The organism is Klebsiella sp. X13, assembly GCF_003323835.1.
Taxonomy (GTDB): Bacteria; Pseudomonadota; Gammaproteobacteria; order Enterobacterales; family Enterobacteriaceae; genus Klebsiella; species Klebsiella ornithinolytica.
Map to the genome: position 1 here is coordinate 3,096,987 of NZ_CP030874.1, position 22,759 is coordinate 3,119,745.

Here is a 22,759-nt window from a genome sequence, read left to right on the forward strand (position 1 = left end):
ACTGCTTTTGATTTGACCATCGTCAATATCCTTCACATTTTTATGCGTATTTTCTGAGGCTATGAGACGCGCCTATAAATACAGGTTTTATCCAACACCCGGGCAAGCTGAGCTTCTGACTCAAACGTTCGGATGCGTGCGTTTTGTCTATAACTCGATCCTGCGCTGGCGTACCGATGCCTACTACGAACGCCAGGAGAAAATCGGCTATACACGAGCCAGTGCCCGTCTGACAGCACTGAAAAAAGAGCCAGAATTTGTCTGGCTGAATGACGTTTCCTGCGTGCCACTACAGCAAGCCTTGCGCCACCAACAAACGGCGTTTTCGAACTTCTTCGCCGGACGCACCGCATATCCTGCCTTTAAGAGCAAACGCCATAAACAGACGGCAGAGCTGACCGCCAGCGCGTTTAAATACCGTGACGGCAGGTTGTACTGGCAAAATGCAAAGCGCCTTTAGACGTGCGCTGGAGCCGTGAATTACCGTCTGCACCCTCTACCGTCACTATTTCAAAAGATGCCGCCGGACGATATTTCGTCTCCTGCCTTTGCGAGTCTGAACCTGTATCACTGCCGATCGCCGCTTCCACCGTCGGCATTGATGTCGGTTTAAAAGATTTGTTCGTCACCGATACCGGATTTAAACAAAGCAATCCCCGCCATACTGCTAAATACGCAGCACGCCTGGCTCTACTCCAGCGCCGGTTAAGCAAAAAGGCCAGAGGGTCGAAAAACCGCGCCAGGGCTCGCTTAAAAGTTGCCCGACTTTACGCAAAAATTGCCGATTGCCAACTGGATGCCTTGCACAAGGCAACCCGCAAACTGATTAACGATAACCAGGTTGTTTGCGTCGAATCCCTTAAGGTGAACAACATGCTCCGCAACCCGTCACTATCCAAAGCGATAGCAGACGCGAGCTGGAGCGAATTCGTGCGCCAGCTCCGGTATAAAGGCGAATGGGCAGGGCGTAGCGTGGTCGCAATTGACCCGTATTTTCCGTCCTCAAAACGCTGTAGCTGTTGCGGTTTCACCATGCAAAAAATGCCTCTTGATGTTCGTAAATGGCACTGCCCTGAATGCGGCGCAGACCATGACCGTGACATTAACGCGGCCCGGAATATAAAAGCTGCCGGACTGGCAGTGTTAGCTTGTGGAGAGTCTGTAAATCCTAAAACGCTTAGTGCGGCTCAGGTTCGACTCCGCGAAACAAGAATCCCCTTCCTTCAGGGTGGGGAGTGTCAAAATAGGGTCCTCCCGGTCGCGGGTCGTTAGCGCAGATAATGTTCCGTCAGGCCGCACCACAGCGCCGCGCCCTTGAGCAGGATCTCGTCGTTAAAATCATAGCCGGGGTTATGCACCATACAGCGATCGGCTTCATCTCCGGCGCCGATAGTGAAATAACACCCGTTCGGATTATGTTCGAGCATAAAGGCAAAATCTTCGCTGCCCATAAACGGTTTCACCTCCCCGACCTGCGCTTCGCCAAACAGCGACGTCGCCACCTCGCGCACCATCTGATTCGCGGCGGGATCGTTTTTCAGCACCGGACTGCCGTTGACGTGGGTTAAGGTGGCCGTGGCGTTAAAGCTTTCCGCCTGGGCAACGGCAATATCGTGAATGCGCTGCAGGACCGTTTCCCGCACCTGCTCATTCAGCGTGCGGACCGTCAGCTTCATCAGCACCTTATCGTTGATAATGTTTGGCGCATGTCCCGCCTGAATACTGCCGACGGTCACTACCGCCGGTTCAAATGGCGTGATATTGCGCGACACGATGGATTGCAGCGCCAGCGTGATGTGACAGGCAACCAGCGTGGCGTCAACGGTATGCTCCGGTACCGCCCCGTGCCCGCCCACTCCCTTGACCTCAATATGCAGGGTATCGGAGGAGGCCATCATGGCGCCGTCGCGCAGGCCAATGTTACCCACCGCCTGCCCCGGCATATTGTGCAGACCAAAGATCAGGTCGCAGGGGAATTTATCGAACAGGCCGTCTTCCACCATAACCCGCCCGCCGTACAGCAGCTCTTCAGCGGGCTGAAAAATCAGCTGTAGCGTGCCATTAAACTGCCGGGTACGCGCCAGATACTCGGCGGCGTACAGGAGCGTGGTGGTGTGTCCGTCATGACCGCAGCCGTGAAAACGGCCATCGACCTGACTGGCCCAGGCTTTACCGCTCGCCTCCTGCATCGGCAGCGCGTCCATGTCGGCGCGCAGGCCGAGGCGACGCTGACCGCTGCCGACGGTCAGGCTCCCGACCACGCCGGTTCCCGCCAGACCACGATGCACCTCATAGCCCCACTCGGTCAGCAGGCGTGCCACTTCATCGCTGGTTTGATGTTCTTCGAAGCCGATCTCCGGCTGCTGATGAAAACGGCGACGCAGGGCGATAAACTGCGCTTCATTAACCTGTAAGGCCTCAATAAGTGGATGTGTCATTTTTGTTATTCCTTCATTGGGTTTGCGCGACACTTCCGAGTTTATGCGGTTAAAAAGTCTACGATGCGCTGTTTTTTGTTTTATATTGACGGATTATTCATGAGTGCTTTTCATACAAATCGGTTATGACAAAAAATAACCTGTTATTTTTTGTCTTTGAGGGGACGTTACGGTGGAACACCATTCAGGCGATTTTAGCGTCGTGGTTCGCGATGTTCGTCAGTACAGTCAACAGGATAGCGATGCCTTAACGTTGCTGTGGGTGCTGGAAGGCCGCGTCGGGCTGCATGACGGCGATCTCCGTCAGCAGCTGGATACTGACGACCTGGCGATAGTGAACCGTCATCAGCGCTGGAGCCTGACCGCCGCCGCCGCCAATGCGGTGATGCTGTTGACCCTGCCTTATGGCTGGCTGACGCGTCTTGACGGTGATTTTTTCGCCGTTGACTACCAGGTCACCGACGCCACCCGCGATGCCGATGATAACCTGCGCCATCTGATGCGCCAGCTGTTGGTCATTGAACTGGTGAATCACCAGTCCCGCTACCGCCTGGAAGCCAATCGCTGGCTCAGTGAAATTGCCCTGCTGCTGGCTACTCGCTACACCCGGCCCGTCATCGCCAGGACACAGCGCGGGGCGGAGAAGTGGAGCCGCCGCATTGCCCGGGTGGTGGCGCGGATCGAGGCTAACTATCAGCAGCGGCTTTCGCTACACGATGTCGCCGCGGCCGAATTTGTCTCCGAAGCCTGGCTATCCAGGCTGTTTCGCAAGGAGGTCGGCGTAAGCTTTGTGCAGTACATTACCGCTCTGCGTCTCAACAAGGCGGCGGAACAGCTCCTCACCACCCGCAAGTCGGTGCAGCAGATTGCCCAGGAGCAGGGGTTCGCCAGCACCCGCATCATGAGCGACCTGTTTAAACGGCTGCATGAACTGACGCCGCGTCAGTTTCGCCAGCAGCATCCGCAGAGCCACCAGGAATCCGTCCGTTCACGGATAGGCCAGGCCGATATCTGGCAGCCGGTAGCCGTGGAGCGCCTCTATGCCCGGCTGAATGAGCCGGAGAAAAACGGCTGGGATAATCCTCCGCCGCGGCTGAATCCGCAGCAGACCCGCCAGATTGATCTGCGTCAGCTACCGGGCCGGGCCACGCCATTACGCCATACCCGAATCGTGGTCACCGTGCGCGAACTGGACGATTTATTACGCGAAGATGTCCGCCGCGAGCTGGAGCGGCTGCACGATACCCTGCCGGTCTATGCGATTGATATTCACGACCCGTTTCTCAGCAGCAGACTGTTCGCCACCGGCTGGGATGACCCGCAGATGGCAGGCTATGCCTGCTGGTACCAGCTGCAGCAAATTTTCAGCTGGCTGGCCAACATGGGCTGGGGGCTGATTTTGCATACCGGGCTGACCACCCGCTGCGATCTGCTACAGCGTTTTTTACGCCTCGCCGCGAATCACTTCCCTCCGGCGACGCTTGCCAGCTGGCGATTTGTCTGGCACTGGTCACCGCAGGCCAGCGAAGAGGCGCGCCAGCACGCCTGGCAACAGCAGCGCGACACGCTGCGGGCGATAGTGCCGCAGTCGCAGCTGGGGATCTGGCATCGCTTCCCGGAGAGCGCCATTGCTGAAGACACTCTGCTCCGTTCGCCGCTGTTGACCGAAGCCAGTTTTCTCGCCTGTCAGGCCGATGCGAACGAACTGCTGGATCTGGCCCAGCTCGATAGCAGCAGGCTGGCCGCCAGCGAAAACTATCCGGTACATAAACTGCGCCAGATCCATAGCGCCCTGCGCCAGCGCCAGCTGTCGCTTCCCGTCTGGCTGCTCTCCTGGAATACGTTGACCGGCAACACCCGCGACACCAACGGCCGTTTCTTTCGCGGCGCGCTGTTGATGGATAACCTGCTGGGGCTGGCGGATCAGGTGTGGCTGGCCGGGTTCTGGCTCAACTCAGGCCTGCAGGGCGAAGCGCGGGCGAACGGCAAGCTGGATACCTCGAGCCTGGCGCTGCACTATCTGCACGGCCTCCCGCGTCCGGTTTACTGGGTGCTGTGGCTGTGGCGCCGCCTGCGTGGGGAGGTGCTGGTGAATGACAAAAATCTGCTGCTGTTACGCCACGGGGAACATTACCAGCTGCTGTTACGTAATACGGTGGTGTTCAATCCCTGGCTCTCCAGCGAAGAGGCTTTTATCCAACGCTTCAGCCAGCCCTATAGCGTACAGCTATTGGGGCTGGAGGGCCGCTGGCGGGTTAAACAGCATCTCTTCGATCGCCATCACGGGGCGTTATTCCCGCTTTTTGACGCCTTCCGCAGCCAGAGCGGGCCGGACGAAGAGGATTATCACTGGATAATGCACAAAGCCCGCCCGGCGCTGAGCGTCTCAGAAGAGCGGCAGGAAAACGGCTGGCATGTCGTCGACTCGCTGGAAAGCAACGCCCTGGTTCTCTACGAATTTACCCCGGTAAGTGACTAACCTCTCCACCATCAGATAACGGCGTTCCCTGTTTTACCCAATCATGGATTTTCACCCGGCTCTCCTCGGTTGCCGGGTTAAATACCATCATGGTGAGGTCCGGGCGGCCATCAACGGTAAAGGTGGAAAACTCCAGCTCAATCATACCAAGCTGCGGATGATGCATGCGCTTAAAGCCTTCGCCCTGCCCGGCCACATCATTGCTGCGCCAGAAGGTGTCAAATTCCGGGCTCTGACGGCAGAGTTCGGCGATGAGCCGTTCGTTTTCCGGCGATGCGCCTACCCGGGCAACATCGGCACGAAAGGCGCTGACGATAAGGCGGGCAACGGACGACCAGTCTTCCAGCGCGCTGCGCGCAGAGCGGTGGGTAAACAGGCGACGGAGAATATTACGTTCGGCGGGCGCCAGCCGGCCGTAGTCGGTCAGGACACGGGCGGCGGCATCATTCCACGCAATCACGTCCCAGGCGACGGTTTTGACGATCGCCGGAACGGGGAAGGCATCCAGCACCCGCTGTAAACGCGGGGTAATGTCGTCGGAGACAATCAGCCGGGTTTCCGGCGGATGGCCAAATGCCAGAATAAACAGGTGTTCACGCTCCGGCGTTGTCAGCCTTAATCCACCGGCAATACGGCCCAGCACTTCCCGGGATGGCGCTCCGCCGCGCCCCTGTTCCAGCCAGGTGTACCAGGTGGGGCTGATATTTGCCAGCTGAGCAACCTCTTCGCGCCGGAGCCCGGGCGTGCGCCGACGGCCTGGCGTGAAGCCAAATGTTGCCGGATCGAGCCGTAAACGCCGCGCCCGCAGAAATTCACCCAATGCATACGTTGAAGAGTCGCTCATACTCAGCCTGTTAGTCTTTATACCCTGATAATGTCTCTACTTTTATCGTATCGCGTTAAGACTACCATAGCCTGGATACTCATTCTGGAGGCAGGTTATGCGAATTTTTCTCACCGGCGCGAGCGGATTTATCGGCTCATGTATTCTCAGCGAACTGCTGGCCGCCGGGCACCAGGTCACCGGCCTGGCGCGTTCAGAGGCCAGCGCCCTCGCGCTGCAGACGGCAGGCGCAGAAGTGCAGTACGGAACCCTGGAAGATCCGGACTCGCTGCTGGCGGCGGTCGCCCGCTGCGATGCGGTGATCCACACCGCTTTCGATCATGATTTCAGCCGCTTTGTGGAAAACTGCGAAAAAGACCACCGCGTTATTCTCGCCATCGGCGCGGCGTTGAAAGGCAGCCGGCGGCCGCTCATCATCACCTCCGGTACCGCCATGGGTGACATCGGTAACGGACTACCCGCCAGTGAAATGCACTTCAACCCCGGGCACCCGAACCCGCGCGTCGCCTCAGAGCGTGCGGGAAACCGGCTGCTGGATGCCGGGGTTGATGTCCGGGTGGTGCGACTGCCTCAGGTGCATGACACCACCCGCCAGGGCTTATTGACCTATTACATCGCGCAGGCGGCAGAAAAAGGGGTCGTGGCCGTGGTCGGCGAGGGGAATAACTGCTGGTCGGCCGCCCACATCAGCGATGTTGCCGCGCTGTATCTGCGGGTACTGGAACAAGGTCTGGCCGGCAGGCGCTATCATGCCGTTGATGAAGAGGCGATCCCCTCTCTGCGCATCGCCGAGGCGGTGGCGGAGAAACTGCACCTGCCGCTGCAGTCCCTGAGCGCCGATCGCGCGGCAGCCCACTTTGGCTGGTTTGCCGCCTTCGCCGGCATGGATTTACGCGCAACCTCGGTCTGGACCCGTCAGCAGCTGAACTGGCGGCCCACCGGCCCGGGCCTGCTGGACGATCTGCGTCGCCTGAATCACGATAAGTGACAATGTCACTAAAACGGCGGCCGTATGCTTAGCGCGCGCTGAGCCGGCGGCCCTTTTATCTCGCCGCCCGAATAAATTTGTCAGACAAAATTGATGGGCCACGCATTTTCTCCGCCGGGAGCGGAATAAGGTAGTTGCGGTACTCCATCGAGGATAAAACCGTGAAAAAATTACTGATATGTTGCCTGTCCGGCGAGACAGCGAACATCTTAGCGAAGAAAATGCAAAAAATAGCGGATGCGCAGGGTCTGAATCTGTTAATTAGCGCCGTAGGCCTGGAGAATGTGTTTAGCGTTGCCCCGGCCTACAACGCTGTATTAGTGGCGCCGCATATTCAATATAAAAGGGATGAGATCGCTAATGTGCTGCAAGACCAACAGGAGATTGCGGTTATTGAGAGCCTGCCCTACGCCGCATTCAACGGCGACAGCGTGCTTAAATTTGCGCTGGCCAATCTGTCGCAATCGCTCACTTGACAGAGTATGAAGCAATGCGGGTAAGTCGCAGACGGCCGGCCCGCATTATCCTGCATCGTCGGTATTGAATGACCCCCGGTGCTCCCGCCCTCCGAGTTAATTATTTGTAACTGGTAAGATGTGCCAATGTGAATTATAGTCTGCGCATCATCGTTCAATGGACTGAAAACGCACATGATTCCGGTTAATATTCATACTCTTAGTCGCTATGCGGCCCATGTCAGCCTGACCCACACGATGAAAAACCATCGTTCGCCCGCCCTCTCCGTAATGATGATCTTCTCCGATTTATGTATCCGTTCAACCCTGGATTCCTACAGCGAACAGGGCTGGGAAATTAGCGAGAAGTGCAGCGGACTGGTTCTGCGCAGCTTTGTTGCCACCCATCGGGGTGGGATGGCGATCGAAATCACGCCAAAGGATTATATCGGTCGATATAACCGCTTACTTCCGCTGTAAGCGTCGGTGAATTAACAGCTAACTGGAGAAAGTGGCAATAAAAAGATACCATGTTTCATTATCCGCCATACACCGCATGAATATGCTGAGAAGCGCCTAAAAGAGCACCATACCCTCAGGTTTTTGATGAATATCAATCCACAGCTCCCTTTACAGCATCACGATCGGCGCAACCCGTGCTCTCGTACGCTTTGTCCGTTTATTCAGGGAGATGGAGGATAAAAACGCCTGGTGGTTTTACGAGGTATACTCGAAGTAGCGGTGTGGTATGCATTCGAACCTGCGGAACAGCACGGCGGCGCAGCCGTCGTGATATTGTCCCTGTGAGCGTTGAAGGTGATGGAATATGTCATTCAATATTAATAAGATAGAGCACCGCTCTATCATCATAAAAACATTATGCGCCTGAAAATATCTTCTCTCCTGGCGGTAGCATCGCTGCTGTGCGGGCAGGCTGTTGCCGCGCCCACGCTGCCTGCGAATGCCGATATTCGCGATAGCGGCTTTGTTTACTGCGTCAGCGGTCAGGTTAATACCTTTAACCCGCAGAAAGTCAGCAGCGGTCTGATTGTCGACACGTTAGCCGCCCAGCTGTACGATCGCCTGCTGGATGTCGATCCCTATACCTACCGTCTGGTCCCTGAGCTGGCCGAAAGCTGGGAAGTCCTGGATAACGGCGCGACTTACCGCTTCCATCTGCGTAGCCACGTCCCTTTCCAGTCGACATCCTGGTTTAAACCCACCCGCGCCTTTAACGCTGACGATGTGATTTTCACCTTCAGTCGTATTTTTAACCGTGACGATCCGTGGCACAGCGTCAACGGCAGCAGCTTCCCCTATTTCGACAGCTTACAGTTCGCCGACAGCGTCGAAAGCGTGCGTAAGCTGGACAACCAAACCGTCGAATTTCGCCTGAAGCGCCCGGATGCCTCGTTCCTCTGGCACCTGGCCACCCACTATGCGTCGGTCATGTCTGCGGAATACGGCGCGCAGTTGACCAAAGCCGATCGGCCGGAACAGCTTGACCGTCAACCGGTCGGTACCGGTCCGTTCCAGCTGGAAGAGTACCGCGCCGGGCAATACGTGCGCCTGCAGCGCCATCCGGATTACTGGCGCGGCAAACCGCTGATGCCGCAGGTGGTGGTCGACCTCGGTTCCGGCGGTACCGGCCGCTTGTCGAAACTGCTCACCGGGGAGTGCGACGTTCTGGCCTGGCCTGCCGCCAGCCAGTTGACCATTTTACGCGACGATCCCCGTCTGCGTCTGACGCTACGCCCGGGAATGAATATCGCCTGGCTGGCGTTCAATACCGCCCGGCCGCCGCTGGATAAACCGGAAGTTCGCCATGCGCTGGCGCTGGCTATCAACAACCAACGCCTGATGCAGTCTATTTATTACGGTACGGCGGAAACCGCCGCGTCGATGTTGCCGCGCGCCTCGTGGGCCTACGATAACGACGCTAAAATTACCGAATACAATCCAAAAGAAGCGCGCGAGCGGCTCAAAGCGCTGGGGCTGGAAAAGCTGACGCTCAAGCTCTGGGTGCCCACCAGCTCACAGGCCTGGAACCCCAGCCCGCTGAAAACCGCCGAGCTGATTCAGGCGGACATGGCGCAAATTGGCGTGAAGGTGATTATTGTACCGGTCGAAGGCCGTTTCCAGGAGGCCAGGCTGATGGACATGAACCACGATCTGACGCTCTCCGGTTGGGCCACGGACAGCAACGACCCGGATAGTTTTTTCCGCCCGCTGCTGAGCTGTGCGGCCATTGCCTCACAGACCAACTTCGCCCACTGGTGCAATCGCGAATTTGACGAGGTATTGCAAAAGGCCCTGCGCTCGCAGCAGCTGGCGTCGCGCATTGAAGCCTATAAAGAGGCGCAGCATATCCTGGCCCGCGACCTGCCGGTGCTGCCGCTGGCGTCATCGCTGCGTCTGCAGGCCTACCGCTATGATATGAAAGGTCTGATACTGAGTCCGTTTGGCAACGCCTCCTTTGCGGGCGTCTCGCGGGAGAAAAAAGACGAGGTGAAAAAACCATGATTATTTTTACCCTGCGCCGCCTGCTGCTGCTGCTGGTCACCCTCTTTTTCCTGACCTTCGTCGGTTTCAGCCTGAGCTATTTTACCCCCCACGCCCCGCTGCAGGGCGCGTCGCTGTGGAACGCCTGGCAGTTTTGGTTCAGCGGGCTGTTGCACTGGGACTTCGGGGTCTCCAGCATTAACGGTCAGCTGATTTCCGAACAGCTGAAAGAGGTTTTCCCTGCCACCATGGAGCTGTGTATCCTCGCGTTTGGCTTCGCGCTGCTGGTGGGTATCCCCGTCGGTATGCTGGCGGGGATTATGCGCAACAAGTGGCCCGATACGCTGATCAGCGCCCTCGCGCTGCTTGGCTTCTCGATTCCCGTGTTCTGGCTGGCGCTGCTGCTGACGCTCTTTTTCTCTCTGACCCTCGGCTGGTTCCCGGTCTCCGGGCGCTTCGACCTGCTGTACGAAGTGAAAACGGTTACCGGTTTTGCGCTGATTGACGCCTGGCTGTCCGATTCGCCGTGGCGCCATGAGATGATCGTCAGCGCCGTTCGCCATATGGTGCTGCCGGTACTGACGCTGGCGGTCGCCCCCACCACCGAAGTGATCCGCCTGATGCGCATCAGCACCAGCGAAGTGTATGACACCAACTACGTGAAGGCGGCGGCTACCCGCGGCGTGTCGCGACGTACGATTTTACACCGCCACGTGCTGCACAACGCTCTGCCGCCGGTGATCCCACGTCTTGGGCTGCAGTTTTCAACCATGCTGACCCTGGCGATGATCACTGAAATGGTTTTCAGCTGGCCGGGGCTCGGTCGCTGGTTGATAAACGCGATTCGCCAGCAGGATTACGCCGCCATTTCGGCCGGCGTGATGGTCATTGGCGCACTGGTGATTACCGTCAACGTGATATCAGATATTCTGGGTGCGATGGCTAACCCGCTGAAACATAAGGAATGGTATGCCCTACGATAGTGTGTATCTGGAAAAGCGTCCGCCCGGGGCGCTGCGTACCGTCTGGCGAAAATTCTACGGCGACACGACTGCGATGATCGGCCTGTACGGCTGCGCGGGTCTGGTGCTGCTGTGCGTCTTCGGCGGCTGGTTTGCCCCTTATGGTATCGATCAGCAGTTTCTTGGCTACCAGCTGTTGCCGCCGTCATGGTCGCGCTATGGCGAAGTGTCGTTCTTCCTCGGGACCGACGATCTCGGTCGCGATGTATTGAGCCGTCTGCTGAGCGGCGCGGCGCCGACCGTCGGCGGCGCTTTTGTCGTCACCTTCGCGGCGACGCTGTTTGGCCTGGTGCTCGGCGTCGTCGCCGGCTCAACCCATGGCCTACTGTCGGCGATGTTGAACCATATCCTCGATACCCTGCTGTCGATTCCGTCGCTGCTGCTGGCCATTATTGTCGTGGCTTTCGCCGGGCCGCATCTGAGCCACGCGATGTTCGCCGTCTGGCTGGCGCTGCTGCCGCGTATCGTGCGTTCGGTCTACAGCATGGTGCATGATGAGCTGGAAAAAGAGTACGTCATCGCCGCCCGTCTCGACGGCGCGTCGACATTAAATATTCTCTGGTTTGCGGTGCTGCCGAATATCGCCTCCGGGCTGGTCACGGAGATCACCCGCGCATTATCCATGGCGATTCTCGATATCGCTGCCCTGGGCTTTCTCGACCTCGGCGCCCAGCTTCCCTCCCCGGAATGGGGGGCGATGCTGGGCGACGCGCTGGAGCTGATTTACGTCGCGCCATGGACGGTAATGCTGCCCGGTGCGGCGATTATGATTAGCGTCCTGTTGGTCAACCTGCTGGGCGACGGGATCCGCCGCGCCATTATCGCCGGGGTGGAATAATGCCGTTACTTGATATCCGCAACCTGACCATTGAGTTCAAAACCAACGAGGGCTGGGTCAAAGCCGTCGACCGCGTCAGCCTGACCCTTGCGGAAGGTGAGATTCGCGGCCTGGTGGGCGAATCCGGCTCCGGTAAAAGTTTAATTGCCAAAGCGATCTGTGGCGTCACCAAAGACAACTGGCGGGTCACCGCCGACCGTATGCGTTTCGATGATATCGATCTCTTACGCCTTTCCAGCCGCGAACGCCGCAAGCTGATTGGCCACAACGTGTCGATGATTTTTCAGGAGCCACAGTCCTGTCTCGATCCGTCGGAGCGTATCGGCCTGCAGTTAATGCAGAATATCCCCGGCTGGACCTTTAAAGGCCGCTGGTGGCAGCGTATCGGCTGGCGAAAACGCCGGGCCATCGAACTGCTGCATCGTGTCGGGATTAAAGATCACAAAGACGCCATGCGCAGTTTTCCCTACGAATTAACCGACGGGGAGTGTCAGAAGGTGATGATTGCCATCGCCCTCGCCAACCAGCCGCGTCTGCTGATCGCCGATGAGCCGACCAACGCCATGGAACCGACAACCCAGGCGCAAATCATCCGCCTGCTTACGCGTCTGAATCAGAACAATAACACCACCATTTTGTTGATCAGCCACGATATGCAGATGCTCAGCAAATGGGCGGATAAAATCAATGTCATGTACTGCGGACAAACGGTAGAAACGGCGCCCAGCGAAGAGCTGGTGACAACGCCTCATCATCCGTATACCCAGGCATTAATCCGCGCGATCCCGGATTTTGGCAGCGCGCTCCCGCATAAAAGCCGCCTGAATACGCTGCCGGGAGCCATCCCTCTGCTCGAGCAGCTGCCGATCGGCTGCCGTCTTGGACCGCGGTGCCCCTACGCGCAGCGTGAATGCATTGAAACGCCGCGCCTGACCGGAGCCAGAACGCATCTGTACGCCTGTCATTTCCCGCTAAACATGGAGAAAGAGTGAAATGGTCGAAACATTGCTCGAAGTCCGTAATCTGAGTAAGACCTTTCGCTACCGTACCGGCTGGTTTCGTCGTCAGATGGTGGAAGCGGTGAAACCGCTCAGTTTTACGCTGCGCGAACGCCAGACGCTGGCGATTATCGGCGAGAACGGTTCAGGAAAATCGACCCTGGCGAAAATGCTGGCGGGCATGATCGAACCGACATCCGGCGAGCTGTTGATTGACGATCATCCGCTGACGTTTGGCGACTACTCTTTCCGCAGTCAGCGTATCCGCATGATCTTTCAGGACCCGTCGACCTCGCTGAACCCGCGGCAGCGTATTTCGCAGATCCTCGACTTCCCGCTGCGCCTGAATACCGACCTCGAACCAGAGGCGCGGGAGAAGCAGATTATTGAGACGCTGCGAATGGTCGGCCTGCTGCCGGACCACGTGAGCTACTATCCGCATATGCTGGCTCCCGGCCAGAAGCAGCGTCTGGGCCTCGCGCGCGCGCTGATTCTGCGTCCGAAAGTGATCATCTGTGATGAAGCCCTGGCGTCGCTGGATATGTCGATGCGTTCGCAGCTGATCAACCTGATGCTGGAGTTACAGGAGAAACAGGGGATTTCGTATATCTACGTGACCCAGCATCTGGGGATGATGAAGCATATCAGCGACCAGGTTCTGGTGATGCATCAGGGCGAGGTCGTCGAGCGCGGCAGTACTGCCGATGTGCTGGCGTCACCGCTGCACGACCTCACCCGACGTCTGATTGCCGGCCACTTTGGCGAGGCGCTGACCGCCGATGCCTGGCGCAAAGACGGTAAATAACCGTCCGCGCCGGCAGCAGCTCCATCGGCCCTAGTCCGGGAACACGCTCTGCGTCGGCAGCACGCGACGATCAAAACGACGCAGCGCGTAGTAAAGAGCCCCGGTCCCGAACCAGCCGATAATCCAGGAGACATCGTTGCCGGCAAACAGCCACGTCAGCGAGCCGTGATACAGCGGGTTCTCAATAAACGGCAGCTGGATAAGCACGCCGGCCACATAAACGACAATCGCGTAGATGTTCCAGTATCCGTAACGCTGTTGCGGATCGGAGAGCGCGGGAATATCCACGGCGCCTGCGGAAATCAGATAGTAGTCGGTCAGACTGATGGCGCTCCACGGAACGAAAAACGCCAGCAGGAAGAGCAGAAAATGGGTGAAGTTCTTTAAGAACGCCGGCTCGCTCAACAACGCAATCACGCATGAGATAGCCACCATCAGCACCACGAAGAGAATACGCGCCCGCTTCGACAGCGAAGCCTGACGGCGAAATCCGGAAACGATGGTGCTCAGCGACATAAAGCTGCCGTAGGCGTTCAGGGTGGTAAAGGTGATTTTGCCAAAGCAGATCGCAAAGTAAATCACCATCGCCATCAGCTGGCTTTTGCCTAACCCGACGATAAAGCTCACTTCATGGCCGGAAAACGCGCTGCCGGCGATAGCCGCCGTCAGAACGCCTAGCGTCATCGATGCCTGAGTCCCCAGCACCGTACCGCTGAAGACGCACAAAAACGTTTTCGCGCCCGAGACATTGCGCGGCAGATAGCGAGAGTAATCGGAAACGTAGGGGCAGAATGCAATCTGCCACGACGATGATAACGACACGGCCAGTAAAAACATCGGCAGTGAGAAATGGTTATTTTGCGCGATCGCCGGCAGATTGGCGGACAGCAGCAGCGTCACGAACAGATAGACAAACGCCAGCACCCCGACCACGCTCGCCACTTTGCCCAGCTTATGGATGACCCGATAGCCCAGCACGGCAATCACAATAATAATCGCGCTGAACAACAACATGCCGGCCACGTCAGAGATCGACAGCAGCCTTGCCATTGCCTGACCGGCCAGTACGGTACCGCTGGCCGAAAAGCCGACATACATCACGCACACCAGCACCAGCGGCACCACGGCACCAAACACGCCAAACTGCGCCCGGCTGATGATCATCTGCGGCAACCCCAGGCGCGGCCCCTGTAGCGCATGCAGGGACATCACCGCCGCGCCAAGCACCTGCCCCACCAACAGCCCAATCAGCGACCAGACAACATCGCCCCCCAGCACCACCGCCAGCGCACCGGTGACGATGGCGGTAATCTGCAGATTACCGCCGAACCACAGCGTAAACTGGCTAAAGGGATGCCCGTGGCGTTCGCGGTCAGGAATATAATCGATCGACCGCGTTTCCGTTAACCCCTGTTCGCGCTGGGTTGACTGCCGGTCGGCTGGTGAAAAAGAAGACATCGTTTCCTCGCTATAGATTATTGTTATTGTTGTGTTTTATTTTCTTATTCTGTTGCTATTGACCGTTCAGGCGCGATGCCATCCAGTCAGCCCGATGGCTTTTGATGGTCGCCACCGCTTTGGCGATTTCTGGCGCCAGCCAGCGATCGTCTTCCCATGTCGTCACGCGCTGTCGCAGCAGCGCCAGCGCGTGACGCGTGCCGGCTGCCAGCATGTCCTGAGCATGAAACTCCAGCCCCTGAGCAGCCAGCAGATACTCGATCGCCATAATTTGATACAGGTTGGCCAGCAGGCGCTGTAGCTTGAGCGACGCGCCGGTCCCGAGGCTCAGGTGATCTTCCTGCAGCGCCGAGGTCACAAAATTATCAAGCACCGCCGGCTGCGCCAGCTGCTTGTTCTCCGCACAAAGCGAGGCCGCGACGTACTGGGCGATCATCATCCCGGAGTTCACCCCGGGTTTGGCCACCAGGAACGCCGGCAGGCCGCTGATTAACGGGTTGACCAGGCGATCCAGACGCCGCTCGGCAATCGCGCCCAGTTCGGCCATCGCAATCGCCAGCACATCACAGGCCATGGCGACCGATTCCCCATGCGGATGCGCCTGCGATACCACTCGCCAGTTCTCGAGGGTGCCGAGAATCAAGGGATTATCCGTACAGGCGTTCAGCTCGGTGTTAATTTGCCGCTCGGCATGATCGAACTGATCGCGGCAGGCGCCGTGTACCTGCGGCATAGATCGCAGACTGAGCGCATCCTGGGTACGTATCCCCTGGCTGGCGCTCAACAGTGGACTGTCGGCCAGCAGCTGGCGTAATCGGGCGCCGCTGTGCTGCATGCCAGGACTGGCCTTCAATGCCAGGATCTCGGCGTCAAACGCCACGATCTGTCCGCGCAGCGCTTCAAAACTCATCGCACCGGTGACGTCGGCCCAGTCCAGCAGTTGGCTGGCGTCGTCGAGGGCCAGACAGGCCATTCCGGTCATACACGGCGTCCCGTTGACCAGGCTTAATCCCTCTTTTGCCCCCGGCGAAATGGCGGATAGTCCCGCCTGCGCCAGCGCTTCGGCAGCAGGAACCACCCGCCCCTGCCAGCTCACCTCGCCGATCCCCATCAGCGCCAGGCCGATATGCGCCATATGCGTCAGATAGCCCACCGAACCTTGCGAAGGCACCTGCGGCGTGATTTGCTGATTCAGGAAGGCGAGCAGCTGTTGCACGATGGCGCAGGAAATCCCGGACTTACCATGGCTGTAGTTGGCGACGGCGGCGCACATAATGGCCCGCGTCTGGGCGTCGTCCAGCAGAGGGCCGACGCCGCAGGCGTGGCTCAACAGCGTATTGCGCGATAGCTGGCTCAGCTGCTCTTCAGGCAGAGTGATATTGCACAAGGCTCCGAGGCCGGTATTAATCCCGTAGGCTATCTGCCCCGCGTCGATAATATGCTGAACAATCGCTCGCCCCTGTGCGATGCGCTCCCAGGCGCCGGCGCTGAGCGCCAGCTGCGCCTGGCCTCTGGCGACCTGCACAACCTCCTGCCAGCATAACGGGGCGTCGCCCCACAGCACCTGTTGGTTCATACGGATTGTCCTGGTTGGTGATGGCTGGAAATAAACTGTTGAAAACGCGGCGACCCATGCGCGCCGAACAGCGCCTCCGGCGCACCGTCGCAATCAATCGTGCCTTGATGCATAAACACCACGCGGTTGGAGACATGGCGGGCAAAGCCTAGCTCATGCGTGACCACCAGCATCGTGCGCCCCTCTTCCGCCAGGCTGCGCATCACTTTTAATACTTCGCCCACCAGTTCCGGATCTAACGCCGACGTCGGCTCATCAAAGAGCATCACCTCCGGATCCATCGCCAGCGCCCGGGCTATCGCCACGCGCTGTTGCTGACCTCCGGAAAGCTGGGCCGGGTAAAAATCCTTGCGGTTCAGCATGCCGACGCGATCGAGCAGCTGCTCCGCCTGTTCAATGCACTCCTGCTTACTGCGTTTGAGGACGTAATGCGGCCCTTCAATCACGTTTTGCAGCACCGTCATATGCGACCACAGGTTAAAGCTTTGGAACACCATCCCCAGCCGCGAACGCAGACGTTCGATCTGCTTAGGGTTGGCCGCTAAACGGTGGCCGTGCGCATGGTGTTTCATCTCAATGGTTTCACCCCCCACGCTGACCACGCCCGCATCGGGTGTTTCCAGCAGGTTGATGCAGCGCAACAGCGTACTCTTACCTGAACCGCTGGCGCCCAGAATCGAGATCACATCGCCTTTTTGCGCCTGGATAGAAATTCCCTTCAGCACATCAAGTGAACCAAAGGATTTATGGATATCGCTGACGGACAGCGTCACGGGACGGGGATCGTGCATACTATTCTCCTTTGGCGGCCGGTTTGAGTGCGACGGTGGCCGGGGTTTGCCGGGTATGCGGCGTCAGACGACGCTCAAGCAGCGCATAAAGCTGTACGATGATAAAGTTGAGCAGCAAATAGATAACCGCGGCGCAGAGAAAGACCTCCATCGTCCGGTAGGTTCTCTGGATAATTTGCTGCGCCACGCCGGTCACATCCCACACCGTCACCAGACTGGCCAGCGCGGTGGATTTCACCAGCAAAATCGCCTCGGTTGAGTAGGCCGGCAGCGCATAGCGCAGCATCACCGGGGCGATGATGCGGCGCAGCAGCAGAAAACGGGACATCCCGCATGCCTGTCCGGCTTCAATCTGGCCAGAGGGCACCGCCAGCAGCGCGCCGCGCAGGATTTCCGCGGTGTAGGCGGCGGTACACAGCGCCAGCGCCAGCACCGCGCAGATAAACGGCTCGCGCAGCAGCGGCCACAGAAAACTGTGGCGAATCACGCCAAACTGCCCCAGCCCGTAATAGATAAGAAACAGCTGGATCAGCAGCGGCGAACCGCGAAACACCAGAATGTAACCTTTGGCAACATTGCTGAGCAGCGGCCAGCGGCTCATGCGCAGCGCCAGAACCCCCACCGCCAGTACGCCGCCGCAGAGAAAGGAGCAGATAAACAGCCCCAGCGTGACCGGCAGCGCGGCACAGAGCTTGAGGAAGGTATCGCTGAGAAAGGCAACGTCGATAAACATAAATTCTCCTTAAGCCTGAGCCGCGGTACGGCGCAGCCAGGCGCGATTCAGGCGAAGTTCCGCCCGAATAAACGCCCGGTTGGACACCAGGGTGAGTATCAGGTAGCAGCCGCCGCCAATCACATAGAACAGGAAGTATTCGCGGGTGGAGCCAGCGGCGATCTGGCTGGCGCGCATTAGCTCCGCAATCCCCGTCACCGAGACCAGCGCCGAATCTTTAAGGCTCATCTGCCAGACGTTTGACAACCCAGGCAGCGAATAGCGGGCAATCTGCGGCAGCATGATGCGCTGAAAAATCCGCCAGCGCGGCATGCCGATTGCCGATGCCGCCTCGACTTCACCGGGCATCAGCGCCAGGCGCGCCGCGCGGTAAACTTCAGCCTGATAAGAGGCGGAAATTAAGCCGATAGCCAGCGAGCCAATCAGAAACGGCGGGACCTCGATAAAGCCGTCGGCGCCAAACAGCTGACCAATCGCCGAGACCAGTCCAGACCCGCCAAAATAGAACAGGTAAATGACCAGCAGCTCAGGAATGCCGCGGAATACCACCGAATAGGCGGAGCCGAACCAGCGCACGGGGGCGTGTGGCGACAGCTTTGCTGCGGCAATCATGCCGCCGACCACGGCGCCGACCGCTAACGCGGCGAGAGACAGCAGCAGCGTGGTCAGCGTCGCGCTCAGGATGAGCGTTCCCCAACCGTTCTCACCAAAACTCAGCAGACTAAGCATCTTCAACCTCACTTATGGCGTGACATCGCTTTTAAACCATTTTTCGCTCAGCTTTTTCACCGTTCCGTCCGCCAGCGCGGCCTGAATCGCGGTATCCAGCTTCGCTTTTAAATCGACATCAGCGTGACGAACGCCCATCGCTTCGCCCTCGCCCCAGATGGGGCCGCTCAGCTGCGGGCCGCTGAAGTTGAGGTTGCTGTTTTCCGGACGCGCAAGGGTGGTGTTGGCGAAGGTAATATCGTCGAAGACGGCATCAATACGTTCGGCCTGGAGATCCAAAATAGCGTCCGCTGAATTGCTGTATTCACGAATATCGGCCACATCTTTGAAGTATTTGTCGATGAACGGGGTATAAACGGTGCCGGAAGCGATACCGATCGTTTTTCCTTTCAGGGCCGCTTTTAATGGCGCAATCGCCGCCTGAATCTCTTTTTCATCATCGTTAAGCTTGATGGTGTGGTTGGCTCCGGTCGCCGGCGGCAGCAACGTGCCTTTTACCGCGATAAATGACGCCGGTGTTGCGGCATAGGGGACCGTGAAGGAGACCACCTGTTTTCTTTCCGGGGTGATGACGATGGCGTCCATAATCACATCGTATTTCCCGGCGTTGAGTCCGGCGATCATCCCGTCCCAGTTTTGCACCACCAGCTTGCACTCAATGCCCATGCGCTGGCAGAGATTAGCCATCAGTTCTGGTTCGAAGCCGCTGAGCTTGCCGCCCGGCAGCGTCAGGTTCCAGGGTTCATAACCCCCTTCCGTTGCGATGGTGATGGACTTCCACTCTTTGGCATTGACCGTACTGCCGCAGAGCAAAAGTCCTGAAAACAGGGTTGTCAGACAGACCTGGCGAAAAGTGATGCTCTGCTTCATGATAATTCTCCTGATTTCATTTAAGTCATGCCGCTCTGGCGGTGCCAGCCGGACGTAAAATTCAGATGACAGAGCATGTATATACAAGCATTGACAAATCAGCACACCCTCCTGATGATGGATTTGTGAGCTGCACTGTAAATAATTTGTAATCGAATTGAAAATTGCGTGTAGCTAAAACTTTACACAAAGCGACAAGGCGATGGTGAAACTGCGATGATAACTCCCTTTAACTTCTCTTCCCTGCCGAGGACTCCGTGGAAAAACGGCGGCGGCGAAACCCGCGAAATTGTCAGCGTGCCCTCGCCTGACGCCGATGCCCCGTTTCTGTGGCGAGCCAGCATTGCCACGCTGGAGCACGACGGACCGTTTTCCCGGTTCAGCGGCATTGACCGGGTCATTACCTTAATTGAGGGCCAGCCGCTCTGGCTTCGCGGCGAGGGGATTCATCATCATCTGAGACGCTGGGAGCCGTGGGCATTTTCCGGCGAATGGGCGCTGGGTAGCGAAGGCATTTCCGCACCGGGGCTGGATTTTAACATTATGACGCAACGCACCCGCGCGGCTGCGCAGGTCAGCGTGGTCTCCGGTGAACAGCATCCCGGTAACGAAGGCATCGCCTGGGTACTTCAGGGATGCTGGCAGCTTGCCGGCGAACGCTATGACGCGCGCTCAGGGCTCTGGTGGCAGAGCCAGTCGCCCGGGGCCCTGATTCCACTCTCGCCTGATGCCCGGCTTTTGCTGACCGGTATAACCCGTCGTTAGCCCGCACAACGCCGGGCAAGAGGCGTAAAACGAGCCTGATATCCGGTGATATACTGGAGTGTGTCTGGTCGTCATTACGTGTTAAGGCACGAAAATATCGTGACACAAGGGGTCGTCAGTGGGATATAATTCTCGGCTAAATTTGAGTTATTTTGAAATAACAACCTTAACCCCATGATTGTTAAAGTAAAAATAAGCAATAACGATAAGGATTAAAGCTATGGGTTTTCTTTCCGGTAAGCGCATTCTGGTCACTGGCGTTGCCAGCAAACTGTCCATCGCCTACGGTATTGCGCAAGCAATGCACCGTGAAGGGGCTGAACTGGCGTTCACCTATCAGAACGAAAAACTGAAAGGTCGTGTGGAAGAATTTGCCGCGGCACTGGGTTCTGACATCGTACTGCCGTGCGACGTGGCTGAAGATGAGAGCATCGACTCTCTGTTCGCTGAACTGACTAAAGTCTGGCCGAAATTTGACGGCTTCGTTCACTCAATCGGTTTCGCACCGGCAGACCAGCTGGACGGCGACTACGTCAACGCGGTCACCCGCGAAGGTTTCAAAATCGCTCACGATATCAGCGCCTACAGCTTCGTGGCGATGGCGAAAGCCTGCCGCGGTATGCTGAACCCGGGTTCCGCGCTGCTGACGCTCTCCTATCTGGGCGCAGAGCGTGCGATTCCTAACTACAACGTTATGGGTCTGGCAAAAGCGTCTCTGGAAGCGAACGTGCGCTACATGGCAAACGCGATGGGTCCGGAAGGCGTGCGCGTTAACGCCATCTCTGCGGGTCCAATCCGTACGCTGGCAGCGTCCGGCATTAAAGATTTCCGTAAAATGCTGGCGCATTGCGAAGCGGTTACCCCGATTCGCCGTACCGTGACTATCGAAGACGTGGGTAACAGCGCAGCCTTCCTGTGCTCCGACCTGTCTGCCGGTATCTCCGGTGAAGTCGTTCACGTCGATGGCGGTTTCAGCATCGCGGCAATGAACGAGCTGGAACTGAAATAAGTTCCTTTCCCTCCTCACCCCGTGAGGAGGGATTGCCTTCGCGGCATCCCGTTCTTCCCTGCATTTCCTGCATTTCCTGCATTTCCTGCATTTCCTGCATTTCCTGCATTTCCTGCATTCCAGAAACCTACATTCACCCCTGTTATTCCAAACAGCTATTTGTTAGCACGTATCAATATTTTCTCCCGCTCCAGGGTTACGCCAGGATAGTTATGCATATATGGCCGACGGAAGTGCGGCTCGCCACATACCGATCAAGGAACGCCCATGGAGCAACGCCGCGTGTATGGCAAAAACCACTGGTATCATGAAACCCAGTCAACAATCTGCCCGGTGGATGTGCTGCCGCTCGTCCCTGAAGCCGCCCATGTCGAAGATCGCTTTTTACTCGATCTGACGTTACCGGAAGAGTGGCTTCACGCCCATGCGGGCTGGCTGACGCCAGCGCGATGTCTGGCCGACGCGCTCTTCCCTGCCTCCGTCGTCGTCAATCGCTTACAAACCGTTAGCGCTTATGACCGACTGAGCACTGCGCTGACCGTCGCTCAGGTGTATGGCGTGCAGCGACTGTGTAATCACTATGCCGCCCGGCTGGCGCCGCTGCCGGGACCGGACTCTTCACGTGAGAGCAATCGCCGACTGGCGCAAATGACCCAATATGCCCGCCAGCTGGCCGGTTCGCCTTCGGTCATTAACACCCTTTCCCGCAGCCAGCTGGATGAGGTCGGGTTAACCAGCCGCGATATGATCCTCATTAATCAGATTGTCGGTTTTGTCGGTTTCCAGGCGCGCGCAATTGCCGCGTTTCACGCCGGCCTCGGCTTTCCGGTGCGCTGGATGCCGGGAATGCCGCAGCAGGAAGATGCGCCGGCAGACGATTTTACGATCGGTCAGCTGACCTGGACACCCGACATCAACGATACCGATCTCCGCTATGCCAATGACGAACGCCAGGTGCTGCTGGCCGACTGGCTACCGCATCCTGGCCTGTCCGGGCTGGCGCCGCTGCTTGCAGCCCACGAAACAATACTCAAAGCCCAGCATCAATTACTCACCCAATTAAGCGTAAATCAGCCTTTTGCTTCGCTGGTGGCGCTGATGACCGCGCGCATCAACGGTAGCGCCAGCTGTTTTAACGCCTGGGCCGAAAGCGGATCCGTTTCCCCGCAGCTTGCTGATGCATTACGCCACGATGAGCGTACGCCAGAAGCCTGGGAACCAAGCCATCCCACCGAGCGCGTCATCTTGCAGGCGGTACAGCTTTTGACCCGGGCGCCCGACCGTTTCAGCGCGGCGCAATTAACGCCCCTCGCTGAACAGGGGCTTTCCCATGCGCAGATTATCGATATTCTGGCGTGGAGCGGAGCGTGTGGCTGGATGAATCGTCTGAAAATCGCCCTCGGCATCGTTCGTCAACAGACGTAAAATGCCAAACATCGCTTGCTGCAACAGGCATTAT

The 22,759-nt window shown here is 57.9% G+C and carries 20 protein-coding genes and 1 pseudogene; 13 read left to right on the top strand and 8 right to left on the bottom strand.

Features of this window, described 5'->3' with window-relative positions:
• The first annotated feature begins 61 nt into the window (after positions 1-61).
• Positions 62-1,272, top strand: a pseudogene (locus tag DSD31_RS14700) (RNA-guided endonuclease InsQ/TnpB family protein).
• Here DSD31_RS14700 and DSD31_RS14705 read toward each other — a convergent pair.
• The gene (locus DSD31_RS14705) at positions 1,269-2,438 is read right to left on the bottom strand and encodes a M20 aminoacylase family protein (RefSeq protein WP_004861141.1); all 1,170 of its coding nucleotides are present in this window, start codon (positions 2,436-2,438) and stop codon (positions 1,269-1,271) included. The pseudogene DSD31_RS14700 and the gene DSD31_RS14705 sit on opposite strands and share 4 nt — an antisense overlap.
• Positions 2,439-2,610: 172 nt before the next feature.
• Here DSD31_RS14705 and DSD31_RS14710 point away from each other — a divergent pair, with 172 nt between their 5' ends.
• Complete coding sequence (locus tag DSD31_RS14710; RefSeq protein WP_004861138.1) at positions 2,611-4,917, top strand: helix-turn-helix domain-containing protein; 2,307 nt, start codon at positions 2,611-2,613, stop codon at positions 4,915-4,917.
• On the opposite strand, the gene DSD31_RS14715 is transcribed toward DSD31_RS14710, so the two are convergent.
• A complete protein-coding gene (locus DSD31_RS14715) occupies positions 4,898-5,761 on the bottom strand; it encodes a helix-turn-helix transcriptional regulator (protein WP_004861134.1) in 864 nt (287 codons plus the stop codon). The genes DSD31_RS14710 and DSD31_RS14715 overlap by 20 nt on opposite strands.
• 97 nt (positions 5,762-5,858) lie before the next feature.
• Between DSD31_RS14715 and DSD31_RS14720 the strand changes: the two genes are divergently transcribed.
• From DSD31_RS14720 to sapF, 8 genes are all read left to right on the top strand, one after another.
• Positions 5,859-6,749, top strand: coding sequence for an SDR family oxidoreductase (locus DSD31_RS14720; RefSeq protein WP_113991139.1), 891 nt, complete (start codon positions 5,859-5,861; stop codon positions 6,747-6,749).
• A gap of 161 nt (positions 6,750-6,910) precedes the next feature.
• Entirely contained in the window at positions 6,911-7,225 is a 315-nt protein-coding gene (locus DSD31_RS14725; RefSeq protein ID WP_004861127.1) for a PTS sugar transporter subunit IIB, read from the top strand.
• Positions 7,226-7,399: 174 nt separating this feature from the next.
• Positions 7,400-7,684 carry a hypothetical protein gene (locus DSD31_RS14730; protein ID WP_004861126.1) on the top strand — a complete coding sequence of 95 codons (285 nt, stop codon included), beginning with the start codon at positions 7,400-7,402 and terminating at the stop codon, positions 7,682-7,684.
• A 399-nt stretch (positions 7,685-8,083) separates the two neighbouring features.
• On the top strand, positions 8,084-9,727 hold the full coding sequence (gene sapA / locus DSD31_RS14735; RefSeq protein WP_004861123.1) for an ABC transporter substrate-binding protein SapA: 1,644 nt from the start codon (positions 8,084-8,086) through the stop codon (positions 9,725-9,727).
• A complete protein-coding gene (sapB, locus tag DSD31_RS14740) occupies positions 9,724-10,689 on the top strand; it encodes a putrescine export ABC transporter permease SapB (protein ID WP_004861121.1) in 966 nt (321 codons plus the stop codon). The genes sapA and sapB overlap by 4 nt, the downstream gene beginning before the upstream one ends.
• The gene (gene sapC, locus DSD31_RS14745) at positions 10,676-11,566 is read left to right on the top strand and encodes a putrescine export ABC transporter permease SapC (RefSeq protein ID WP_004861118.1); all 891 of its coding nucleotides are present in this window, start codon (positions 10,676-10,678) and stop codon (positions 11,564-11,566) included. The genes sapB and sapC overlap by 14 nt, the downstream gene beginning before the upstream one ends.
• A complete protein-coding gene (gene sapD / locus DSD31_RS14750) occupies positions 11,566-12,558 on the top strand; it encodes a putrescine export ABC transporter ATP-binding protein SapD (RefSeq protein ID WP_004861115.1) in 993 nt (330 codons plus the stop codon). The genes sapC and sapD overlap by 1 nt, the downstream gene beginning before the upstream one ends.
• Position 12,559: 1 nt before the next feature.
• Positions 12,560-13,369, top strand: coding sequence for a peptide ABC transporter ATP-binding protein SapF (gene sapF / locus DSD31_RS14755; RefSeq protein ID WP_004861112.1), 810 nt, complete (start codon positions 12,560-12,562; stop codon positions 13,367-13,369).
• A gap of 30 nt (positions 13,370-13,399) precedes the next feature.
• On the opposite strand, the gene DSD31_RS14760 is transcribed toward sapF, so the two are convergent.
• The 6 genes from DSD31_RS14760 to DSD31_RS14785 are packed head-to-tail and all read right to left on the bottom strand — an operon-like array spanning position 13,400 to position 19,526.
• Positions 13,400-14,827 (bottom strand): purine-cytosine permease family protein, encoded by a 1,428-nt coding sequence (locus tag DSD31_RS14760; RefSeq protein WP_004861109.1) that lies wholly within the window; start codon positions 14,825-14,827, stop codon positions 13,400-13,402.
• Positions 14,828-14,882: 55 nt separating this feature from the next.
• Complete coding sequence (locus DSD31_RS14765; protein ID WP_113991140.1) at positions 14,883-16,403, bottom strand: HAL/PAL/TAL family ammonia-lyase; 1,521 nt, start codon at positions 16,401-16,403, stop codon at positions 14,883-14,885.
• Positions 16,400-17,194 (bottom strand): ABC transporter ATP-binding protein, encoded by a 795-nt coding sequence (locus tag DSD31_RS14770; protein WP_113991141.1) that lies wholly within the window; start codon positions 17,192-17,194, stop codon positions 16,400-16,402. The genes DSD31_RS14765 and DSD31_RS14770 overlap by 4 nt, the downstream gene beginning before the upstream one ends.
• 1 nt (position 17,195) lies before the next feature.
• Positions 17,196-17,927, bottom strand: a complete 732-nt coding sequence (locus DSD31_RS14775; RefSeq protein WP_032717296.1) for an ABC transporter permease — start codon at positions 17,925-17,927, stop codon at positions 17,196-17,198.
• A gap of 9 nt (positions 17,928-17,936) precedes the next feature.
• Entirely contained in the window at positions 17,937-18,656 is a 720-nt protein-coding gene (locus DSD31_RS14780; protein ID WP_032717294.1) for an ABC transporter permease, read from the bottom strand.
• Positions 18,657-18,668: 12 nt separating this feature from the next.
• The gene (locus tag DSD31_RS14785; RefSeq protein WP_015584562.1) at positions 18,669-19,526 is read right to left on the bottom strand and encodes a transporter substrate-binding domain-containing protein; all 858 of its coding nucleotides are present in this window, start codon (positions 19,524-19,526) and stop codon (positions 18,669-18,671) included.
• A 216-nt stretch (positions 19,527-19,742) separates the two neighbouring features.
• On the opposite strand from DSD31_RS14785, the gene DSD31_RS14790 reads away from it, so the two are divergent.
• The 3 genes from DSD31_RS14790 (at position 19,743) to DSD31_RS14800 (ending at position 22,725) form a co-directional block, all read left to right on the top strand.
• On the top strand, positions 19,743-20,291 hold the full coding sequence (locus DSD31_RS14790; RefSeq protein WP_048024417.1) for a HutD/Ves family protein: 549 nt from the start codon (positions 19,743-19,745) through the stop codon (positions 20,289-20,291).
• A gap of 220 nt (positions 20,292-20,511) precedes the next feature.
• Complete coding sequence (gene fabI, locus DSD31_RS14795) at positions 20,512-21,300, top strand: enoyl-ACP reductase FabI (RefSeq protein WP_004861084.1); 789 nt, start codon at positions 20,512-20,514, stop codon at positions 21,298-21,300.
• Positions 21,301-21,567: 267 nt separating this feature from the next.
• Entirely contained in the window at positions 21,568-22,725 is a 1,158-nt protein-coding gene (locus tag DSD31_RS14800) for a carboxymuconolactone decarboxylase family protein (RefSeq protein ID WP_004861081.1), read from the top strand.
• The last annotated feature ends 34 nt before the right edge of the window (positions 22,726-22,759 follow it).

Bases quoted from the DNA above. Each gene is read 5' to 3' on its own strand.
- DSD31_RS14705 (WP_004861141.1), bottom strand. From the start codon at position 2,438: ATGACACATCCACTTATTGAGGCCTTACAGGTTAATGAAGCGCAGTTT.
- DSD31_RS14715 (WP_004861134.1), bottom strand. From the start codon at position 5,761: ATGAGCGACTCTTCAACGTATGCATTGGGTGAATTTCTGCGGGCGCGG.
- DSD31_RS14720 (WP_113991139.1), top strand. From the start codon at position 5,859: ATGCGAATTTTTCTCACCGGCGCGAGCGGATTTATCGGCTCATGTATT.
- DSD31_RS14730 (WP_004861126.1), top strand. From the start codon at position 7,400: ATGATTCCGGTTAATATTCATACTCTTAGTCGCTATGCGGCCCATGTC.
- sapA (WP_004861123.1), top strand. From the start codon at position 8,084: ATGCGCCTGAAAATATCTTCTCTCCTGGCGGTAGCATCGCTGCTGTGC.
- sapB (WP_004861121.1), top strand. From the start codon at position 9,724: ATGATTATTTTTACCCTGCGCCGCCTGCTGCTGCTGCTGGTCACCCTC.
- sapC (WP_004861118.1), top strand. From the start codon at position 10,676: ATGCCCTACGATAGTGTGTATCTGGAAAAGCGTCCGCCCGGGGCGCTG.
- sapD (WP_004861115.1), top strand. From the start codon at position 11,566: ATGCCGTTACTTGATATCCGCAACCTGACCATTGAGTTCAAAACCAAC.
- sapF (WP_004861112.1), top strand. From the start codon at position 12,560: ATGGTCGAAACATTGCTCGAAGTCCGTAATCTGAGTAAGACCTTTCGC.
- DSD31_RS14760 (WP_004861109.1), bottom strand. From the start codon at position 14,827: ATGTCTTCTTTTTCACCAGCCGACCGGCAGTCAACCCAGCGCGAACAG.
- DSD31_RS14765 (WP_113991140.1), bottom strand. From the start codon at position 16,403: ATGAACCAACAGGTGCTGTGGGGCGACGCCCCGTTATGCTGGCAGGAG.
- DSD31_RS14770 (WP_113991141.1), bottom strand. From the start codon at position 17,194: ATGCACGATCCCCGTCCCGTGACGCTGTCCGTCAGCGATATCCATAAA.
- DSD31_RS14775 (WP_032717296.1), bottom strand. From the start codon at position 17,927: ATGTTTATCGACGTTGCCTTTCTCAGCGATACCTTCCTCAAGCTCTGT.
- DSD31_RS14780 (WP_032717294.1), bottom strand. From the start codon at position 18,656: ATGCTTAGTCTGCTGAGTTTTGGTGAGAACGGTTGGGGAACGCTCATC.
- DSD31_RS14785 (WP_015584562.1), bottom strand. From the start codon at position 19,526: ATGAAGCAGAGCATCACTTTTCGCCAGGTCTGTCTGACAACCCTGTTT.
- DSD31_RS14790 (WP_048024417.1), top strand. From the start codon at position 19,743: ATGATAACTCCCTTTAACTTCTCTTCCCTGCCGAGGACTCCGTGGAAA.
- fabI (WP_004861084.1), top strand. From the start codon at position 20,512: ATGGGTTTTCTTTCCGGTAAGCGCATTCTGGTCACTGGCGTTGCCAGC.
- DSD31_RS14800 (WP_004861081.1), top strand. From the start codon at position 21,568: ATGGAGCAACGCCGCGTGTATGGCAAAAACCACTGGTATCATGAAACC.